This window comes from Bradyrhizobium canariense (assembly GCF_900105125.1).
GTDB classification, from domain to species: domain Bacteria; phylum Pseudomonadota; class Alphaproteobacteria; order Rhizobiales; family Xanthobacteraceae; genus Bradyrhizobium; species Bradyrhizobium canariense_A.
The window spans coordinates 2,641,477-2,658,971 of record NZ_LT629750.1; the positions used below are offsets into that span (position 1 = coordinate 2,641,477).

At 62.1% G+C, this 17,495-nt stretch carries 18 protein-coding genes; 7 read left to right on the forward strand and 11 right to left on the reverse strand.

Annotated elements, in window-relative coordinates; all coding sequences use genetic code 11:
- Nucleotides 1–12 precede the first annotated feature (12 nt).
- The 5 genes from BLV09_RS12640 to hpaR all read right to left on the reverse strand — a co-directional run bounded on the left by BLV09_RS12640 (nucleotide 13) and on the right by hpaR (nucleotide 5,417).
- Complete coding sequence (locus tag BLV09_RS12640) at nucleotides 13–741, reverse strand: ABC transporter ATP-binding protein (protein ID WP_146687519.1); 729 nt, start codon at nucleotides 739–741, stop codon at nucleotides 13–15.
- Complete coding sequence (locus BLV09_RS12645; RefSeq protein WP_146687520.1) at nucleotides 741–2,519, reverse strand: branched-chain amino acid ABC transporter ATP-binding protein/permease; 1,779 nt, start codon at nucleotides 2,517–2,519, stop codon at nucleotides 741–743. Before BLV09_RS12645 ends, BLV09_RS12640 begins: the two co-directional genes overlap by 1 nt.
- The gene (locus BLV09_RS12650) at nucleotides 2,516–3,391 is read right to left on the reverse strand and encodes a branched-chain amino acid ABC transporter permease (RefSeq protein ID WP_100380734.1); all 876 of its coding nucleotides are present in this window, start codon (nucleotides 3,389–3,391) and stop codon (nucleotides 2,516–2,518) included. The genes BLV09_RS12645 and BLV09_RS12650 overlap by 4 nt, the downstream gene beginning before the upstream one ends.
- Nucleotides 3,392–3,478: 87 nt before the next feature.
- Entirely contained in the window at nucleotides 3,479–4,624 is a 1,146-nt protein-coding gene (locus BLV09_RS12655; protein ID WP_146687521.1) for an ABC transporter substrate-binding protein, read from the reverse strand.
- A gap of 259 nt (nucleotides 4,625–4,883) precedes the next feature.
- Complete coding sequence (gene hpaR / locus BLV09_RS12660) at nucleotides 4,884–5,417, reverse strand: homoprotocatechuate degradation operon regulator HpaR (RefSeq protein ID WP_146687522.1); 534 nt, start codon at nucleotides 5,415–5,417, stop codon at nucleotides 4,884–4,886.
- Here hpaR and BLV09_RS38480 point away from each other — a divergent pair.
- From BLV09_RS38480 to BLV09_RS12690, 7 genes are all read left to right on the forward strand, one after another.
- On the forward strand, nucleotides 5,371–5,505 hold the full coding sequence (locus tag BLV09_RS38480; protein ID WP_283806849.1) for a hypothetical protein: 135 nt from the start codon (nucleotides 5,371–5,373) through the stop codon (nucleotides 5,503–5,505). The two genes, hpaR and BLV09_RS38480, sit on opposite strands and share 47 nt — an antisense overlap.
- Nucleotides 5,506–5,556: 51 nt before the next feature.
- Nucleotides 5,557–6,363, forward strand: a complete 807-nt coding sequence (gene hpaH, locus BLV09_RS12665; protein ID WP_146687523.1) for a 2-oxo-hept-4-ene-1,7-dioate hydratase — start codon at nucleotides 5,557–5,559, stop codon at nucleotides 6,361–6,363.
- Between the two features lie 31 nt (nucleotides 6,364–6,394).
- Nucleotides 6,395–6,793, forward strand: a complete 399-nt coding sequence (locus tag BLV09_RS12670) for a 5-carboxymethyl-2-hydroxymuconate Delta-isomerase (RefSeq protein ID WP_146687524.1) — start codon at nucleotides 6,395–6,397, stop codon at nucleotides 6,791–6,793.
- A complete protein-coding gene (gene hpaE / locus BLV09_RS12675; protein WP_146687525.1) occupies nucleotides 6,786–8,327 on the forward strand; it encodes a 5-carboxymethyl-2-hydroxymuconate semialdehyde dehydrogenase in 1,542 nt (513 codons plus the stop codon). The genes BLV09_RS12670 and hpaE overlap by 8 nt, the downstream gene beginning before the upstream one ends.
- A gap of 105 nt (nucleotides 8,328–8,432) precedes the next feature.
- A complete protein-coding gene (gene hpaD / locus BLV09_RS12680) occupies nucleotides 8,433–9,416 on the forward strand; it encodes a 3,4-dihydroxyphenylacetate 2,3-dioxygenase (RefSeq protein ID WP_146687527.1) in 984 nt (327 codons plus the stop codon).
- A gap of 29 nt (nucleotides 9,417–9,445) precedes the next feature.
- Nucleotides 9,446–10,318 carry a fumarylacetoacetate hydrolase family protein gene (locus tag BLV09_RS12685; RefSeq protein WP_146687528.1) on the forward strand — a complete coding sequence of 291 codons (873 nt, stop codon included), beginning with the start codon at nucleotides 9,446–9,448 and terminating at the stop codon, nucleotides 10,316–10,318.
- 25 nt (nucleotides 10,319–10,343) lie between these two features.
- A complete protein-coding gene (locus BLV09_RS12690) occupies nucleotides 10,344–11,969 on the forward strand; it encodes a thiamine pyrophosphate-dependent enzyme (protein ID WP_146687529.1) in 1,626 nt (541 codons plus the stop codon).
- 79 nt (nucleotides 11,970–12,048) lie between these two features.
- Here the strand turns inward: BLV09_RS12690 and BLV09_RS12695 are convergent, their stop codons facing one another.
- The 6 genes from BLV09_RS12695 to BLV09_RS12720 form a co-directional block, all read right to left on the reverse strand.
- The gene (locus BLV09_RS12695) at nucleotides 12,049–13,290 is read right to left on the reverse strand and encodes an MFS transporter (RefSeq protein WP_146687530.1); all 1,242 of its coding nucleotides are present in this window, start codon (nucleotides 13,288–13,290) and stop codon (nucleotides 12,049–12,051) included.
- A gap of 130 nt (nucleotides 13,291–13,420) precedes the next feature.
- The gene (alkB, locus tag BLV09_RS12700) at nucleotides 13,421–14,068 is read right to left on the reverse strand and encodes a DNA oxidative demethylase AlkB (protein ID WP_146687532.1); all 648 of its coding nucleotides are present in this window, start codon (nucleotides 14,066–14,068) and stop codon (nucleotides 13,421–13,423) included.
- 32 nt (nucleotides 14,069–14,100) lie between these two features.
- Nucleotides 14,101–14,844, reverse strand: coding sequence for a 2OG-Fe(II) oxygenase (locus BLV09_RS12705; protein WP_146687533.1), 744 nt, complete (start codon nucleotides 14,842–14,844; stop codon nucleotides 14,101–14,103).
- 215 nt (nucleotides 14,845–15,059) lie between these two features.
- A complete protein-coding gene (locus BLV09_RS12710; protein ID WP_146687534.1) occupies nucleotides 15,060–15,746 on the reverse strand; it encodes a DUF2848 domain-containing protein in 687 nt (228 codons plus the stop codon).
- Nucleotides 15,739–17,088 carry an amidase gene (locus tag BLV09_RS12715; protein WP_146687536.1) on the reverse strand — a complete coding sequence of 450 codons (1,350 nt, stop codon included), beginning with the start codon at nucleotides 17,086–17,088 and terminating at the stop codon, nucleotides 15,739–15,741. The genes BLV09_RS12710 and BLV09_RS12715 overlap by 8 nt, the downstream gene beginning before the upstream one ends.
- An 86-nt stretch (nucleotides 17,089–17,174) precedes the next feature.
- On the reverse strand, nucleotides 17,175–17,495 hold the full coding sequence (locus tag BLV09_RS12720) for an AtuA-related protein (protein WP_100380718.1): 321 nt from the start codon (nucleotides 17,493–17,495) through the stop codon (nucleotides 17,175–17,177).

Below are 17,495 nucleotides of genomic sequence, written 5' to 3' on the forward strand. Positions count from 1 at the left end.
TGGCTCGCTGGTTTAGACGCTGACTTTGGCGTGGCCGCCGAGATAGGCGGCAGCGATGGCTTCGTTGCCCCACAGCTCGTCCGGCTTACCGCCCAGCACGATGCGACCGGTCTCCAGAACGTAGCCGTGATCGGCGACGGAAAGTCCCATGCGCGCATTTTGCTCGACAAGCAAGACCGTGGTGTTGCGCCTGATCTCGGAGATGATCTTGAACACCGCCTGCACGATCACGGGCGCGAGACCGAGCGAAGGCTCGTCCAGCAGCAGCAGGCGCGGTTTCGCCATCAGGCCGCGGGCCACCGCGACCATCTGCAACTGTCCGCCGGACAAGGTCCAGCCGAGCACGTTGGAGAATTTGCGGATATCGGGAAACAGATCGAACATCGCGTCTGCCTCGCGCGACAATTCGGATCTCGCGACGCGCCGGTTCGACGCGCCGAGCATGATGTTTTCCTTCACCGTCAGGCCTGGAAAAATCCGCCGGCCTTCGGGCACGTGGGAAATGCCGAGCCGGACGATGATCTCCGGCCCCAAACCCGCGATCGACTTGCCGTCGAACAGGATTTCACCTGACGCTGGTTTTGTCAGCCCGGAGATCGCGCGCAGCGTGGTTGATTTGCCGGCGCCGTTGGCGCCAAGCAGTGTCACCACCTGCCCCGGATCGACGGTCAGCGAAACACCACGCAGCGCTTCGATTTCGCCGTAGCGGACGACCAGGTCGCGGATTTCGAGCAGCGCCATTATTCGGTCCCGAGATAGGCGGAGACGACATCGGGATGGCGCAGCACCGCCATGGATTCGCCGTCCGCAATGCGGCGTCCAAAATTAAGAACCGTGATGTGCTGGGCCGCTTCGCTGACCAGCGTCATGTCGTGATCGATGATCAGGATGGTCAGGCCCTGGGCTGCGATGCGCTTGAGCAGTTCATGAAGTTCGAGCTTCTCGGTCGAGTTCAAGCCGGCGGCGGGCTCGTCGAGCAGCAGCAGCGTCGGATTGGCGGCGAGCGCACGCGCAATCTCGATCAGCCGCTGATGGCCATAGGAGAAGCTGGAGATCAGTTCGTTGGCGCGGTTGCCGAGCCCGACGAAGTTCAGCGCTTCCAGCGCGCGTTCGGTCAGCGCGTCACCGCCATCGCCGATCATCTTGTTGCCCGGCCGCTCGGCGCCGATCTCGACGTTTTCCAGCGCCGTCATCGAGCGGAACAGGCGGATATTCTGGAACGTGCGGCCCAACCCTGCTGCCGTGCGCTGATGCGGCGGCATGTTGGTGATGTCGGTGCCATCAAGCACGATTTTGCCCGACGTCGCCTTGTAAAGCCCGGAGAGAACGTTCAGCGTCGTGGTCTTGCCGGAGCCGTTCGGCCCGATCAGCGCGTGAACCCCGCCGCGCTTGACCTGGATATCGACGCCATCGACCGCTTTGAGGCCGCCGAAATATTTGGAGAGCCCTGTGACCTCGAGCACGATATCACCACCGACGGTCGCCGGCGCCAGTTTCAGCGGCGCGGCCACAGCGGGCGGCTTGATCTGGGCGCGCCAACGCTCAAACGCTGTGCTGACAAATCCCCAGATGCCATCCGGCATGAAGCGGATGATCAGAATGACGAACAGGCCGTAGATCGCAAGATAAAGCCCGGGAACGCTTTTGAGAAAGCGCAGCCATTCCGGAATCAGGATCAGCAAGCCGGTGCCGATCGCCGAACCGATCGGTGATGCCACGCCGCCGAGCAGTGACATCGTCAGGAATACGATCGAATCCGCGAATGAGAATTGATCCGGGCTGACATAGGCAAACCCGCCGGCAAAAAGCCCACCTGCCAGGCCACCCAGCGCCGCGCAAAGCCCGAAGGCATAGACTTTGGTGCGGAATATATCGATGCCGTTGACGCCGGCGGCAAGTTCGTTGTCGCGCACGGCGCGCATGGCGCGACCGAGCTTGGTGTCCGGCAGATGCCAGACGAAATAGCCGACGATCGCCAGCATCGCGACGCAGAAGGCCAGATAACCTTGCGACGTCGGAAATAACCCAGGGCGGCCGATGTTGGAGACGCCGTCCGGTCCGTGCGTCAGCGCAATATCGTTGATCATGACCAGCGTGACGATCTGCTGGAACGAGATCGTCACCATGGCGAGATAATGCCCGCCAAGCCGGAGCGTCGATACGCCCAGGACAGCGCCGGCGAGAAGCGCGATCACGCAACCCGCCGGAAGGCAGAGCCAGTAGCTCAGATGCAGATCGGTCGTGCCAATGCCGACGGCATAGGCGCCGAATCCGAAGAACGCGGCCTGCGCCAGATTGATCTGGCCGCACAGACCGAGCACGACCGAGAGCCCAAACACCGCGATCGAGAACGTCGTCGCCTGCATCAGAATGTTGAGGATGTAGCCGTCGAATTGCATTTCAGCGGCCAGCGCCACCAGGATCGCGGCGGCGATGAAATACGGCAGGTGTCGCAGCAGCAGCGGTTTCGTGCGCATGACCGGCGTCGGAATCGACATGTTGTCGCTGGGCGCGCTCATGCTTTCTCCGCCACGCGTTCACCGAAGATGCCCTGCGGCCGGAAGACGAGGAACAATATCAGCACCAGGAAGGCAAAGCCGTCTTTGTAGGGCACTGAAATGTAGGCCGCCCCGAAGGTCTCGATCACGCCAAGCGCGAGACCGCCGATGATCGCGCCGGTGACATCGCCGAAACCGCCGATGATGGTCGCGGCAAAGGCTTTCAGTGCGATCGTCGACCCCATCTGGATCGAGACAAACAGAACCGGTGCAACCAGGATGCCGGCAAGACCGCCCAGCACCGCCGAATAGATGAAGGTGATCATGATCATGCCGGACACGGATATGCCGAGCAGCGAGGCCATCTCCTTGTCTTGAGATGTCGCCTGCAACTTCTTGCCGAGCATCGTGTGTTCGAAGAACCAGTAATTGAAGATCACAAGCACGATCGTCACGGCAATGATCAGGAGATACTGGCTGTCGAGATAGACAGGCCCGAGCTGAATGCCCGGGGTCTCAAACCACCCCTGCAACACCTGCGGCTGCGGGCCGTAAATCGCGAGCACCGAATTGGCCATCAAGATCGACGCGCCGATGGTTGCAATGATAACCGGCAGAAAGCTGCGGTGACGAAGCGGGTAATAAACCCCGAGATTGAAGATGACGCCAAGCAGCGCCATTCCGGCGAGCGCCAGCAAGAATGACAGCCAGTAAGGCCATCCCAAATCGACGGAGAACACCACCATCAGGTAAGCCGCGACCATCGAGAATTCGCCTTGCGCGAAATTCACGACGTTGGTGGCACGGAAGATCAGCACGAAACCGAGCGCCACCAGCGCATAGACGGCGCCGATGCCGATGCCGGTAAATAACAGCTGAAGTGCGAGGTCCATGACAAGCGTTCGGTAAGAGGAACTTATTCAATCCGTCGAAAACGCCCGGCCTCCCCGGAGATAGATCCGGGGAGGCCAAAAGCGCGATCAATCGTTGAATTCGATATGCTTGTCGAAGACGATGTTGCCCTTGTCGTTCTTCACGACGTTGTAGCCGTGAAGTCCGTCGCCGTTCTGGTCGAAATTGTATTCGCCCTCGGCACCCGGGAATTTCTTGGTGGCCAGGATCGCCTCGCGGACTTTGACAGGATCGGTCGAACCGGCCTTGTTGATCGCGCCCGACAGCACGTTGATCGCGTCGAACGTCCAGGAGCTCTGGTTATCCGGCGCCACCTTGACGGAATCGCGGTAGATCTTGCCGAAGGCTTTCGATGCATCGCTGGAATCTTCGGCGTAATCGGCCACGCCGTAGGTGCCATAGAGCGCGGGCCCTGCGAGCTTCAGCGCCGTGATGTTGGTGATCGAGGGCGAGCCGACCCAGGGGATGTTGACGCCAAGCTGGCGCAACTGGCGACCGAAAATGCCGAGGTCGTTTTCGAACGTGAAGTAGGAGCCGAGAATGTCGGCGCCGGACTGCTTGATCGCGAGCACGACCGGGGTGAAGTCCTGGCTCTGGTTGGCGTAGCCCTGGTCAAGGACGGGCGTGCTGCCGAGTTTGGTGAGCGCTTCCGTCAAAGCCTTGCCGCCGGCGGTGCCGAACGCGTCGGTCGAATGCAGCACGGCCCACTTCTTTTTGCCGAGCGTGTTGAAGCCGTATTCGGCGATAACGCGGCCCGAATAGCTATCGTTCGGACGGCAGCGGAACAGCCACTGATTGCCCATATGGGTGAGGTTCGGATCGGTGCCGCCGATCATCACCGGCTTGCCGAGCTTGACGACGTCGGGCGCCATTGCATGGACTTGCGTGGAGCGGATCGAGCCAAGGAAGCCGACGATATCGGATTGCGCGGCCAGTTTGGAGAAGGCCAGCACGATGCCGGGGTTGGTGGTCTGATCGTCTTCGACAATCAATTCAGCCTGCTTGCCGAGAATGCCACCGGCCTTGTTGACGGCATCGAGCGCCAGCTTGGCGCCCTTGATGGCATAACCACCTGATTCAGCGGCGGGGCCGGTTACCGGCGCGCACATGCCGATCTTGATGGTGGCGCCCTGCGCCCGTGCGCTGCTGATGATTTGGGGTGCGACAATACCGGCAGCAATACCAGCCGTGAAATCGCGTCTTGTAAGCTTCATGTATTTCTCCCTGAGGCCGGGCTTCTTTGTCGGCCTTTCTTAGTGTTGGCAGTCCGCGATGGACGCGAAACCGAGTGCTACTTACGGACTCTTTGGTCCGGAGTAAATTGATATCGCGGCGCTTTCGACTAACGGCGCAGAGCGTCCTTCCAGAGATGATTAACGCTGGCCGGCCGCGCCTATTCCGCGGTTCGGGTCTGTTAGCGGCCGTTTTTATGCCAAAATACTGGGCAGCGGGCAAAACGCGGCACATCTGCGCTCAATCGTCCGCCTCGCCGCTCCCCCGCTCCGCCACGTTCAATTCCGAAAGACTTGCCTCGAGCACGTGAAGCATATCCTGCAACTCGGCGAGCTTGCGGGCGCCATAGCGTTTGGTGATCGCCGCATAGATCGCCTCCGATGTCGGCGCGACCGCCTCGATCAATTTGAGGCCCTTTGCGGAAATTGAGACCACGGCACGGCGCAGATCCGCCTTCGCCACCTTGCGCTCGATCAGATGGCGCGCTTCCAGATCGCGCAAAATCCGGGAAAGGCTTGGTCCAAGCAGAAAGGCGACATGCGCGAGTTCCGTAACCTCGATGGAGTCCACCGCCGTCAGCGCGCGAAGAATCCGCCATTGCTGCTCGGTCAAGCCATGACTGCGCAGCGAGGGCCGGAACTGCCGCATCACCGCCTCGCGCGCGCGCAACAACGACATCGGCAGCGAGCGGGAAAATTCGCGCATCGGTACGCGCCGGGCGGCCGACATGACCGGCCTCGAACTGCCATCCCTGGACGAACTCTTCCGCGCCATGATCCTGATCCGCAAAAGTGGAGTATCGGTTCAAATGATCCAATGCTTCAAGTTTGCATTGCAGCAAACCTCAATCGGTTTGATCTGATACATTTAACATGTTAATCACTTCCCGATACCCTCTTTTCGCTGGCTTGACATGGCGCTCTCCACAGAAGACATCCGCGCCGCCGCCGGGCGGCTCGATCAGGCGGAAAAAACCCGCAAGCAAATCCGGCAGATTTCGCTGGATCATCCCGGCATCACGATCGAAGACGCCTATGCGATCCAGAAAGCATGGGTCGGGATGAAAATTGCCCAGGGCCGTGTCGTCAAAGGCCACAAGATCGGCCTGACCTCCAAAGCGATGCAGAGCGCGCTCAACATCGACGAGCCGGACTCCGGCGTGCTGCTCGACGACATGTTCTTTGCCGATGGCGGCCTCGTGCCATCGGATCGCTTCATCGGGACACGCGTCGAGGCCGAACTTGCCTTCATCATGAAACAGCGGCTCGCCGGGCCCGGCTGCACCATGTTCGACGTGCTCAATGCGACCGACTTCGTGGTGCCGGCGCTGGAAATTCTCGACACCCGTATTGAACGGGTCGACCCCAAGACAAAATCAACGCGCAAAATATTCGATACCATCGCCGACAATGCGGCCAACGCCGGAATCGTGCTCGGAGGGCGGCCGTTGCGCCCGCTCGATGCCGATCTGCGCTGGATCGGCGCGCTCTGCTATCGAAACGGTCAACTGGAAGAAACCGGATTGGCCGCCGGCGTGCTCAACCATCCGGCGACCAGCGTAGCGTGGCTTGCCAACAAGATCGCGCCGCTCGGGTTGGCGCTGGAAGCGGGTCAAGTGGTGCTAGCAGGATCGTTCATTCGCCCGATCGAGACCCGCAAAGGCGACACGATTCAAGCCGATTATGGTCCCTACGGCACCGTGAGCTGCCACTTCGCTTGATGAGCCCCGAACAATCGCAGGAGTGATCCGCATGCCGCATTTCACGCTCGAATATTCAGCCAATCTCGATAAACGCGTCGACATGGGCAAGGTCGTCGAAGTGGTCCGCGCGGCCGCGGTGGAAACCGGAATCTTCCCGCTCGGCGGCATTCGCGTTCGCGCCGTCCGTTGTGAGCACTACGCCATCGCCGACGGCAATGCGGAGTTGGGGTTTCTCGCCATGGTGCTGCGCCTCGGCGAGGGCCGCGATCTCGCGACCCGCAAGAAGGCCGGCGAACACGTCTTCAAGGCGTTGTCCGCCTATCTCGATCCGGTTTTTGCGAAAAGCAAATTCGCGTTGTCGTTCGACATGCAGATCAACGACAAGGAGACGAGCTGGAAACGCAACAACATCCACGAAGCCCTGAAAGTGGAGGCCGCGCATGGATAAGGTCACGCCGAAACCGTCAGATGTATTCAAAGCCAACCGCGACCGCGTCGCGCCGCTGCTCGAGAAATTGAAAGCAGAGGGCATCGGCCACATGATCGACGGCAAGATCGTGCCGTCGATCTCGGGCCAAACCTTCGAGACGAAATCCCCGGTCGATGGCGCCGTGCTGGCTTCTGTCGCGCGCGGCGGGCCTGAGGACATCGATCACGCGGCCACCGTTGCGGCCGAGGCGTTCAAAGCCTGGCGCGACATGCCCGCAGCGATGCGCAAGAAATTGCTGCATCGCGTTGCCGACGCTATCGAGGAGCGCGCCGACGATATTGCCGTGCTCGAATGTATCGATACCGGCCAGGCCCATCGCTTCATGGCCAAGGCCGCAATCCGCGCCGCAGAGAATTTCCGATTCTTCGCCGACAAATGCGCCGATGCACGCGACGGCTTGAACATGCCGAGTGACGAGCACTGGAACGTTTCGACCCGCGTGCCGATCGGTCCGGTTGGTGTGATCACGCCCTGGAACACGCCGTTCATGCTCTCGACCTGGAAGATCGCGCCGGCACTTGCGGCAGGCTGCACGGTTGTTCACAAGCCGGCGGAATGGTCGCCGGTGACGGCGGATCTGCTGGCCAAACTGGTGAAGCAGGCCGGCGTACCCGACGGCGTGCTCAACACCGTGCACGGCATCGGCGAGGAAGCCGGCAAGGCGCTGACCGAGCATCCCGCCATCAAGGCGATCGGCTTTGTCGGCGAAAGCGCCACCGGTTCGGCGATCATGGCGCAGGGTGCGCCGACATTGAAGCGGGTGCATTTCGAGTTGGGCGGCAAGAATCCGGTGATCGTATTCGGCGATGCCGATCTCGATCGTGCGCTCGACGCGGTCGTCTTCATGATCTACTCGCTCAACGGCGAGCGCTGCACCTCCTCGAGCCGGCTGCTGATCCAGGAAAGCATCGCCGAGACCTTCATCGAGAAGCTGATCGCGCGCGTCAAAGCGCTGAAGGTCGGACATCCCCTCGACCCCGCGACTGAAATCGGGCCACTGATCCACGAACGGCATCTGGCGAAGGTCTGCTCCTATTTCGATGTCGCGCGAAAGGACGGTGCCGTGATCGCCGTCGGCGGCAAGCCCCATGACGGCCCCGGCGGCGGCCATTACATCCAGCCGACCCTGGTCACCGGCGCGCACGCCAAGATGCGGGTGGCGCAGGAGGAAGTGTTCGGGCCGTTCCTGACCGTGATCCCTTTCCGCGACGAAAAGGACGCGATCGAAATCGCCAACGGCGTGAATTACGGCCTGACCGGTTATGTCTGGACGTCGGACATGGGCCGCGCACTGCGCGTCGCCGACGCGCTGGAAGCCGGCATGATCTGGCTCAATTCGGAAAACGTCCGTCATTTGCCAACCCCGTTCGGCGGCATGAAATCGTCGGGCATCGGCCGCGATGGGGGCGACTATTCGTTCGACTTCTATATGGAAACCAAGCACGTCTCCCTGGCGCGAGGGACGCACAAGATTCAACGGCTGGGAATTTAAAGGTCACCGTCATTCCGGGGCGCGAAGCGAACCCGGAATCTCGAGATTCCGGGTCTGGTGCTAGCGCACCATCCCGGAATGACGAGCTAAATTTGAGGATACAGCATGCCCGTTCCGCAGCATATTTTCGATCCACCCTTCAATATCGTCAGGTGCAGCCACGTCGTGCTCGACGTGACCAATCTGAACGCCAGCCGCGAGTTCTACGAAAACACCGTGGGGCTGCATGTCGAGGATCGCGACGACAACGCGGTTTATCTGCGTGGCAGCGAAGAGCACCAGCATCACTCGGTGGTGCTGCGAAAAGCGGCAGTGGCCGCCTGCAACCGGATAGGCTTCAAGGTCGGCAACGAGCAGGATCTCGACAAGGCCGCCGCATTCTTTTCGGAGAACGGCATCGCTTACGCGTTTACAGAACGGCCGTTCCAGGGCCGCACCTTGCAGGCGACCGATCCCTTCGGCTTTCAGATCGAACTCTATGCAACGATGGAGAAGCGTCCGCATCTGCTGCGCCGCTACGATCTCTACAAGGGCTGCCACCCGCAACGGCTCGATCATTTCAATATATTCGCGGCCGAAGTCCAGGATACCGTCGACTTCTATGCCCGGCTGGGATTCCGCCTGACCGAATATGGCGAGGAAGACGGGCCGAATGGCCGCATCGCGGCGGCGTGGATGCACCGCAAGGGCAACGTGCATGATCTCGCGATCACCAACGGCAAGGGCCCTCGCCTGCACCATTTCGCCTTCTGGGTGCCGACGGCGATGAACATCCTGCATCTGTGCGACGTGATGGCCTCCAGCGGCTATCTCAAGAATATCGAGCGCGGCCCCGGCCGCCACGGCATTTCGAACGCGTTCTTTCTCTATGTTCGCGATCCCGATGGCCACCGTCTGGAGCTCTACACCAGCGACTATTTCACGGGGGATCACGACCACGAGCCGTTGCGCTGGTCGTTGAAGGACCCGCGCCGGCAGACACTGTGGGGCGCACCGGCGCCGCGCTCGTGGTTCGAACAGGGCTCGCCGTTTTCGGGCCAGGCCATTCGTGAACCGCAGTTCGTCGCCGACGTCACCATCGCTGACTGATTTTGTCTCTCGATCGTACTGGACACCAGATGGCACCTCCCCGTCTCGCAACCTTCTCTGTCAACGGATCGACGAAATACGGCGCCGTGGTTGATGGCGGCATCGTCGATCTCTCGGCGCATTTTGCAAAAGAATATCCGACGCTTCGCGAAGTGGTCGCGGCCGGCGCACTGACAAAGCTGGCTAGGCACGCGGAAGGACGTGCGCCCGATCACGCGTTCGACGCGATCACCTGGCTGCCGCCGATCCCGGCGCCGGAGAAGATCATCTGCATTGGGGTCAATTATCCCGATCGTAACGCCGAATACAAAGACGGTCAGGATGCACCAAAATATCCCAGCATGTTCATGCGCACGCCGCGCTCGTTCGTCGGCCACGAGACGCCGCTGGTTCGGCCGCGGGCATCACCCCAGCTCGACTACGAGGGCGAGCTGGTTCTGATCATCGGCAAAGCCGGAAGACACATTGCGGAGAGCACCGCGCTGGACCACATCGCCGCAGTCACCCTGTGCAACGAAGGCACCATCCGCGACTGGGTCCGGCACGCCAAATTCAACGTCACGCAGGGCAAGAATTTCGATTCCACCGGCAGCCTCGGCCCATGGCTCGTTCCTTACACCGGCGAATCGCAGATATCGGATATCCGGCTATCGACACGGGTCAATGGCGAGACGCGGCAGGACGACCGTACCGGCCGGCTGATCTTCGGCTTCCGTTACCTGATCAACTACATCTCGACCTTCACCACGCTGGTTCCCGGCGACGTCATCGTCACGGGCACGCCGACTGGGGCCGGCGCGCGGTTCGATCCGCCGCGTTACCTCAAGCCCGGCGACGTCATCGAAGTGGAAGCCGAGAATATCGGCACGCTCCGCAATGGCGTGATCGACGAAGCACTGTAATTCATCGAACGATTGGACATCGCAAATGACTGCAATTTCCGGCGGCGAAGCCATCGTCAATGGTCTGGTCGCGCACGGCGTCGACACCGTGTTCGGCCTGCCCGGCGCGCAGATCTACGGGCTGTTCGACGCGTTTCATCAGGCGCAACTGAAAGTCATCGGCGCGCGCCATGAGCAGGCTTGCGGCTACATGGCCTATGGCTACGCGCGATCTAGCGGCAGGCCCGGCGTGTTCAGCGTGGTGCCGGGCCCCGGCGTGCTCAATGCCGGTGCCGCCATGCTGACGGCGTACGGTTCGAACGAACCGGTGCTGTGCCTGACGGGACAGGTGCCGACGCAGTTTCTGGGCAAGGGCCGCGGCCATCTGCACGAGATGCCCGATCAGCTCGCGACGCTCAGGACATTCGTGAAATGGGCCGAGCGGATCGAATATCCGGATGCCGCGCCCGCCATGGTCTCACGCGCATTCCAGGAAATGCTGTCAGGACGGCGCGGCCCGGTGGCGCTGGAAATGCCGTGGGATGTGTTCACGCAACGCGCGGAGGTCGGCGCCTCCAAGCCGTTCGATCCCTTCCCGGCCCCGCAGCCCGACCCTGATCGTATCAAGTCCGCCGCCGCGCTTATCGCCGGCAGCAAGACGCCGATGATCTTTGTCGGCAGCGGCGCCATTCACGCGCGCGACGAAATCCTCGAGCTTGCCGAACTGATCGACGCGCCGGTGGTGGCGTTCCGCAGCGGGCGCGGTATCGTCAGCAACGCCCATGAATTGGGGCTGACGATGGCGGCGGCCTATAAGCTATGGCCGCACACCGATCTCATGATCGGGATCGGTACACGGCTGGAATTGCCAACGATGTCGCGTTGGCCGTTCCGGCCCGACGGACTGAAATCCGTTCGTATCGATATCGATCCGTCGGAGATGCGCCGGTTCACGCCAGACACCGCTGTTATCGCCGATGCACAGGCCGGTACACGCGAACTGCTCACAGCCGTGAGAAAACAGGGCTACACAAAAACGAGCGGCCGGCGCGCCGCGATCCGCGAGGCCTCGGCGGCGGCGCAGCACGAAATTCAGAGCATCCAGCCGCAGATGGCTTACCTGAATATCCTGCGCGAGGTACTGCCATCGAATGCGATCGTCACGGATGAATTGTCTCAGGTCGGTTTTGCCTCCTGGTACGGATTCCCAATCTACGAACCGCGCACCTTCATCACTTCGGGGTATCAGGGCACGCTCGGGTCGGGCTTCCCCACCGCGCTCGGCGCCAAGGTCGCCAACCCCGACCGGCCGGTGGTTGCGATCACCGGCGACGGCGGCTTCATGTTCGGCGTGCAGGAATTGGCCACCGCCGTACAGTTCAACATCGGCGTCGTGACGCTGGTGTTTAACAACAATGCCTATGGCAATGTGCGGCGCGATCAGATCCAGCGCTTTGACGGTCGCGTGGTGGCGTCCGACCTCGTCAATCCGGACTTCGTCAAGCTCGCGGAATCCTTTGGCGTGAAAGCGTCGCGCGTCACCTCACCCGATCATTTCCGACCCGCGCTGGAAAAGGCGCTGGCGCATGGCGGGCCGACGCTTATCGCCATCGACGTGCCAACGGATTCGGAAGTCAGCCCCTGGAAGTTTATTCATCCGGCAAAGCCGTAAAATATTCAACGTCATTCCGAGGCGCGAGTGAGATTCCGGGTCTGCGCCAAGAGACGCATCCCGGAATGACCGCGGAAATTTAGATCCTTCGCACCCCTGCGCTCCGCTGCGCCCGGAACGCCGCCAGCACCAACAGCCCCGCGCCGGCGACCGACCAGCATGCCACCGGCGTCCAGTGCAGCAGCGGGACGTATTCAGGCAGTTTTTGCAGACCGCCGGCAACGGCGGCCATCCGCGCAAAGGTCGCGAGCGCCAGCGCGGAGAACACCAGACCCAGCACCCTGCCCTCCGCACCACTGTCGCCGATGGCAAGAGCCGCCGAGATCGCGCTCATCAGCATGCAGCCCCAGGCCGCGCCCGCGATGAATTGCGCTGCAATCAGCGTGTTGAGGTTGCCGGCGAGCTCCGCGCCGATAACCGCCAGCGCCCCCAGTAGACCCGCAGTACCCATTACAATGAGCCCGCCGCGGCGCCTGGCGACGGCGCTTGCCGGAAACATCGCAATATTGAAGCCGATCCAGAACACCGGCAACAGCCACTGCAGATCATCGGGCTTGGCGAAACGCAGGTAGACCGGCGCGCTGTTGATGCTGAAATGCAGTTGATAGCCCAGTGACAGAATAACCATCGAGGCGATGAAGATCGCCGACACCTTGCCGAGTGGTTTTGCAGCTTCAGGGGGTTTGCCGGCTGGCGCGGCGTCGCGCACCAGCCCTCGTTCGACCCTGGACAGCGCCAGCGCGACGACCAGCAGGACCGCACTGGAGATCACGAAAGGAAGCCGCGCGTCCTGATTGCGCAGCAATACGCCGAGATAGGGCGATACCGCACCCGCCAGGCCATAGCCCAGCATCGCCAGCGCCGACAAAAACGGGATCGATGGTTTTGCGCTGTACTTGCCCAACAGGACCAGCGGCGGCGCGCGCAACGCCGACGAGGTGATCGCCCAGATCACGATCAGCGCGATGAACCAGCCTTGCGCGCCGGGGCCGGTGCCGGCCACGAATGGCAACGCGACAAAGGCGACACAGGATATAGCCGTCAGCGCGCCAACGAATATGCCGAGCCGGCCGACAACGGGCGCGATCTTGTCGGCCGCGATCCCCATGGCGGTATCGGTGATGGTGAAGATAGCCTGATCCATCATCAGGATGAGAATGACCGCCGTCGGCGCGATGCCGACCTTCGCCGCCAATTGCGGCAGGTAGATCACGTAGGTGGTCCAGCCCAGCGTAAAGACCAGTTGCAGAATAGCGAAATAGACGCCGGCCCGGTTGCCGCTCACCGTGCCGACCTCAGTCGAGCGTGCCGCGATGCTCATCTTGCTCCTCAAGTGCCGAGCGTATCCAAGGGATAACAGATGAGCAGCAATCGCGCGCCGCCGCGACCTAAATGAGGCAATTTGCCTCGGTGCTGGAGCCCAGTGGTTCTGACTTCACGCGAAGGCGCTTCTAGCGCGCCCTGCGAAAGGTGAGATTGATGCGCTGCCGCCCCATCAGGGCATGTTCGCTGTCGGCAAGCGGCGCGACGCCGTGAAATGCGAGCCGCGCGGGCCCGCCCCACACCACGATATCGCCATGCTCCAGCCGATAGCGGCGTGTCTTGTCGCTGCGCGCCAAGCCGCCGAACAGGAAGATCGCGGGCAGGCCCAGCGACACCGAGACGATCGGCGCGCCGAAATCATTCTCGTCCCTGTCCTGATGCAACGACATCCGCGCACCGGGCTGGTAGCGGTTAATCAGACACGCATCCGGTGCAAAGCCGTTAAAGCCCGCTTCCGCAGCGGCCTCCTCAGCCAATGTGCGAAACGAGGGCGGCATCGCCGGCCACGGCTTTCCAGACTGCGGATCGAGGCCATCGTAGCGATAGCCACTGCGATCGGTGACCCAGCCCGAGCCGCCGCAATTGGTCATCGCCACCGACATTTGATGGCCGCCCGGCGTCGTCATATGGCGAAACGGCGCCTGCGCCACGATCTCGCGTAACGCCGGGATCAGGTCGTCTTCGAACGGCCTGGCAAATCCACGCAGCAGAACGGCGCCCTCGGCGATTGCTTCCCGCGAGGGCCGTACGTCAGCAACGGTTTCGAATAGATCCACTTTCCAATACGTCCATCGTCAAGACAACGGCATCACTTCGCATCGTGAAAGATGACGCCGAGCGTATGGCGATGACCGGACCGGATCCGGCTCACGCCATGACGCAGGTTAACGCGATAGAACCCGCGCGTCCCCTGCACCGGCCGGTGATGCACAGCAAAGGCGACCGCATCGCCCTGCGTGAGCGGCACCACTTCCGGACGCGACTGCATCCTCGGCCGCTGCTCGGTCAGCACGAACTCGCCGCCGGTAAAATCGCGGCCCGGTTCCGACAGCAGGATCGCGACCTGCAGCGGGAACACGTGCTCGCCATAGAGGTCCTGATGCAGGCAGTTGTAGTCACCGGCGCCGTATTGCAACAGCAACGGGGTGGGCCTGACTTGACCGGCCTCGTGGCAACGCTTCAGGAACGCCTCATGCGCCTGGGGATAGCGGATATCGATCCCCATCGTCTCGTTCCAGCGATTGGCGACGCCGCTGAGTTGCGCATACAGCGCTGGCCGCAATTCGCTGATCGCTTCGGGAAGCGGATAGGAGAAATATTTGTACTCGCCGCGGCCGAAGCCGTGGCGTCCCATCACCACACGGCTGCGAAAGTGGCTGTCGTCCGGATAGAGCCCCGCCATCGCGTGGCATTCATCCGGCGACAGCAAACTCTTCAGGACGGCGCAGCCCTGCGCGTCAAGATCGCCGCTCACGTCCGCCCAGTCGATCGCGTCGACACGCGCGGCGATGTCGGAGGAAGCAGCGACGGTTCTTTTGACGTTTGATTTCATGGCTGCAAGCTTCGCAGACCGCGACGCCTCGTGCCACCCGATTTCCGGTGGAACCGCCTCGGAAATGCGCTCCCTCTCCCATTGGGAGAGGGTCAGGGTGAGGGGTTACGGTCCCTCGATAGAGCCTACCCCCTCACCCGGCGCGTCGCGCCTTACCTCTCCCTATGGGAGAGGTAAGGCCGTGTCCGCAGCATTCGTATTTCAGACGTCAGAGACTAGCCCAGCACCGGCAACGTGATCACGTCGTAGGCATGGCGAATGCTGCGCTTCAGCACGGGATCTTCGAGCTCATACTCGAAACGGCTGGCGGGACGGATGCCGCCCTTGGCCGCAAAGGTGCCGCCGAACATGGCGCAGCCGTCGGGTAGTCCCGCCGTTCCGAACTGGCGATCGATCAACTCCTTGACCGGAAGCATCGCGTCGAGCGTGCCCTCCTGGTACAGCACGCGCTTGCCATCGATCCATGCGAATGAGCGCAGGATCATCTGGTCCCAGTGATCGGCAACATCTTCCAGTTCCCACAGCTCGGACGCGATCGGCTTGTCGCACATCTGCTTGGACACGGTGACGCTGTAGGCTTCGACCTTGCGGTCGGTGTGATCGGAACCGAGGCCAACAAAGATGCGGCCCTGCCACCCGATCAGCACGAACTCGACCTCGCCGCTCGAGTCCTCGCCGCTGACTTCAATGCTGTCGGCTGTCGTCAGCCGGCATGCCGCGACCCGGTAATAAATCGGCGTCGAGGCCGGCCGCGCGATACCGATCGCTTCCAGCTCGGCGATATGCTTGTCGCGCGCCACCGGGTCCCGCCCGGTCCAGCCGGCGATGACGGCCTGATCGATCGGCAGCGTCAGCGGGGTCGGCGCGCCATCATCGTCAATGGTGAATGTAAGATCAAACACGGATGACACTCTCCATTCCAGCCGCAAGTTCAAAGATGCGGCGATCCGATCCGCCTGCTGCCGCCAGCATCAGCCCGACCGGCACTTCGCCCTCGCGATGCGCCGGCAGCGAAATCGCGCAGCCGTCGATCATGTTGATCAGCGTGCAATTGCGCAGCGCGCGCACATTCGCCACGGCGAATGCCTTGTCGTCGGCGAGATCGGCAATGCGCGGCGGCGTGTTGGCAGTGGTCGGCATCACAAGCGCATCGTAGGGAGCGATCCGCTTTTCCGTACGCGCGATCAGCGACCGACGCGCGCCGAGCAGATCGACATAATCAGCCGCGCTCAAACCCTCGCCGCGAAGAATACGCACGGACACGCGAGGATCATAATCCTCGCCCTTGCTGGTGATCAGGAAGCGATGCCAGGCATAGCTTTCCGCCGCCGCAAAGCCGCCCTTGGCGTTCATCACGCCCACATCGAGAAATTCCGGCACCTCGATCCGCTCGATCAGCGCGCCCTGACGCGACAGCGTTTCCAGCGCGCGGTCGAAGGTCTTCGCCACGGCGTCATCGAGATCATCGAGCACGACCGTGGTTGGCACCGCCAGCCGCATCCCCTTGACCGGACGCGGTTGCAACGGAGCGATCGGTTGATCGGCGAGTACCGCGTCAAGCACCGCGCAGCAGGAAGCGGTGCGCGCCAGCGGCCCGAAACTGTCGAGCGTGAACGACAGCGGCACGCCACCGTCGAGCGGGATGCGCCGCTGCGTCGGCTTGAAGCCGACGATGCCATTGAAGGCCGCCGGGATCCGGCACGAGCCGCCAGTGTCGGTGCCGAGTGCACCATGCGCCATGCCGTCGACGACAGAAACAGCCGCGCCCGATGACGATCCGCCGGGGACATGGCCGACATTGCGCTGCCAGGCGCCCTTCGGTGTCCCGTAGTGCGGATTGATGCCGATCCCGGAGAAGGCGAATTCCGTCATGTTGGTGCGGCCGATCACGACAAAACCGGCGCGGCGCAGCCGCGCTACAACCGTTGCATCGGCCTCCGCCGGCGCTGAATCCTCCAGCGCCCGCGAACCAGCACGGGTCACCTGCCCCCTGATGTCGAACAGATCCTTGATCGAGACGGGAATGCCGGCAAACCGCGACGGCGCGGCATTCGCCTTGCGCAGGCGATCCATCGCGTCCGCCGCCTCGATGGCGGCTTCCTTGTCGACATGAATGAAGGTCCGCTGACCTTCGCCGGACGCATCGGCGATTTTAGCGATGCACTCCTCGACCAGTTTGCGGGCGCTGGTGCGTCCGCTGTCGAGATCATCAGCCAGGGCGGCAAGGGTTGGCGTGTTGGGCATGGCTTTTCGTCTCGTCGCTTGCTTGTGTTTTGAGGCGTCTCTTCGCGCGAACGGATATCCGCTTCGCTCGAAGACGCCATGAAGCATTATTTGTCGCCCGAAGCGGGCTCAATGTCGAGATCGAGCAGCGCAGAGCTCAGCGATTTGCCATGGGCATCCAGCGCCAGCGACCGCGTCACGCCGCCGCCGAGCGCGCCGGTCATCACGAAATTCAGTGCCGCGATATTGGGCAATTCATAGCGAACCACCTCGCCCTCGACAACGCCGGCAAAATGGCTCTTCACCCGCTCGCTGGTGACTTGCGCCAGCAACAGCGGATAATGCTTCTCGTCATAAGCGATGACCGAGATGTTCGAAGTATTGCCCTTGTCGCCGGTGCGGGAATGGGCGATCTCGCGCAGCTTCAT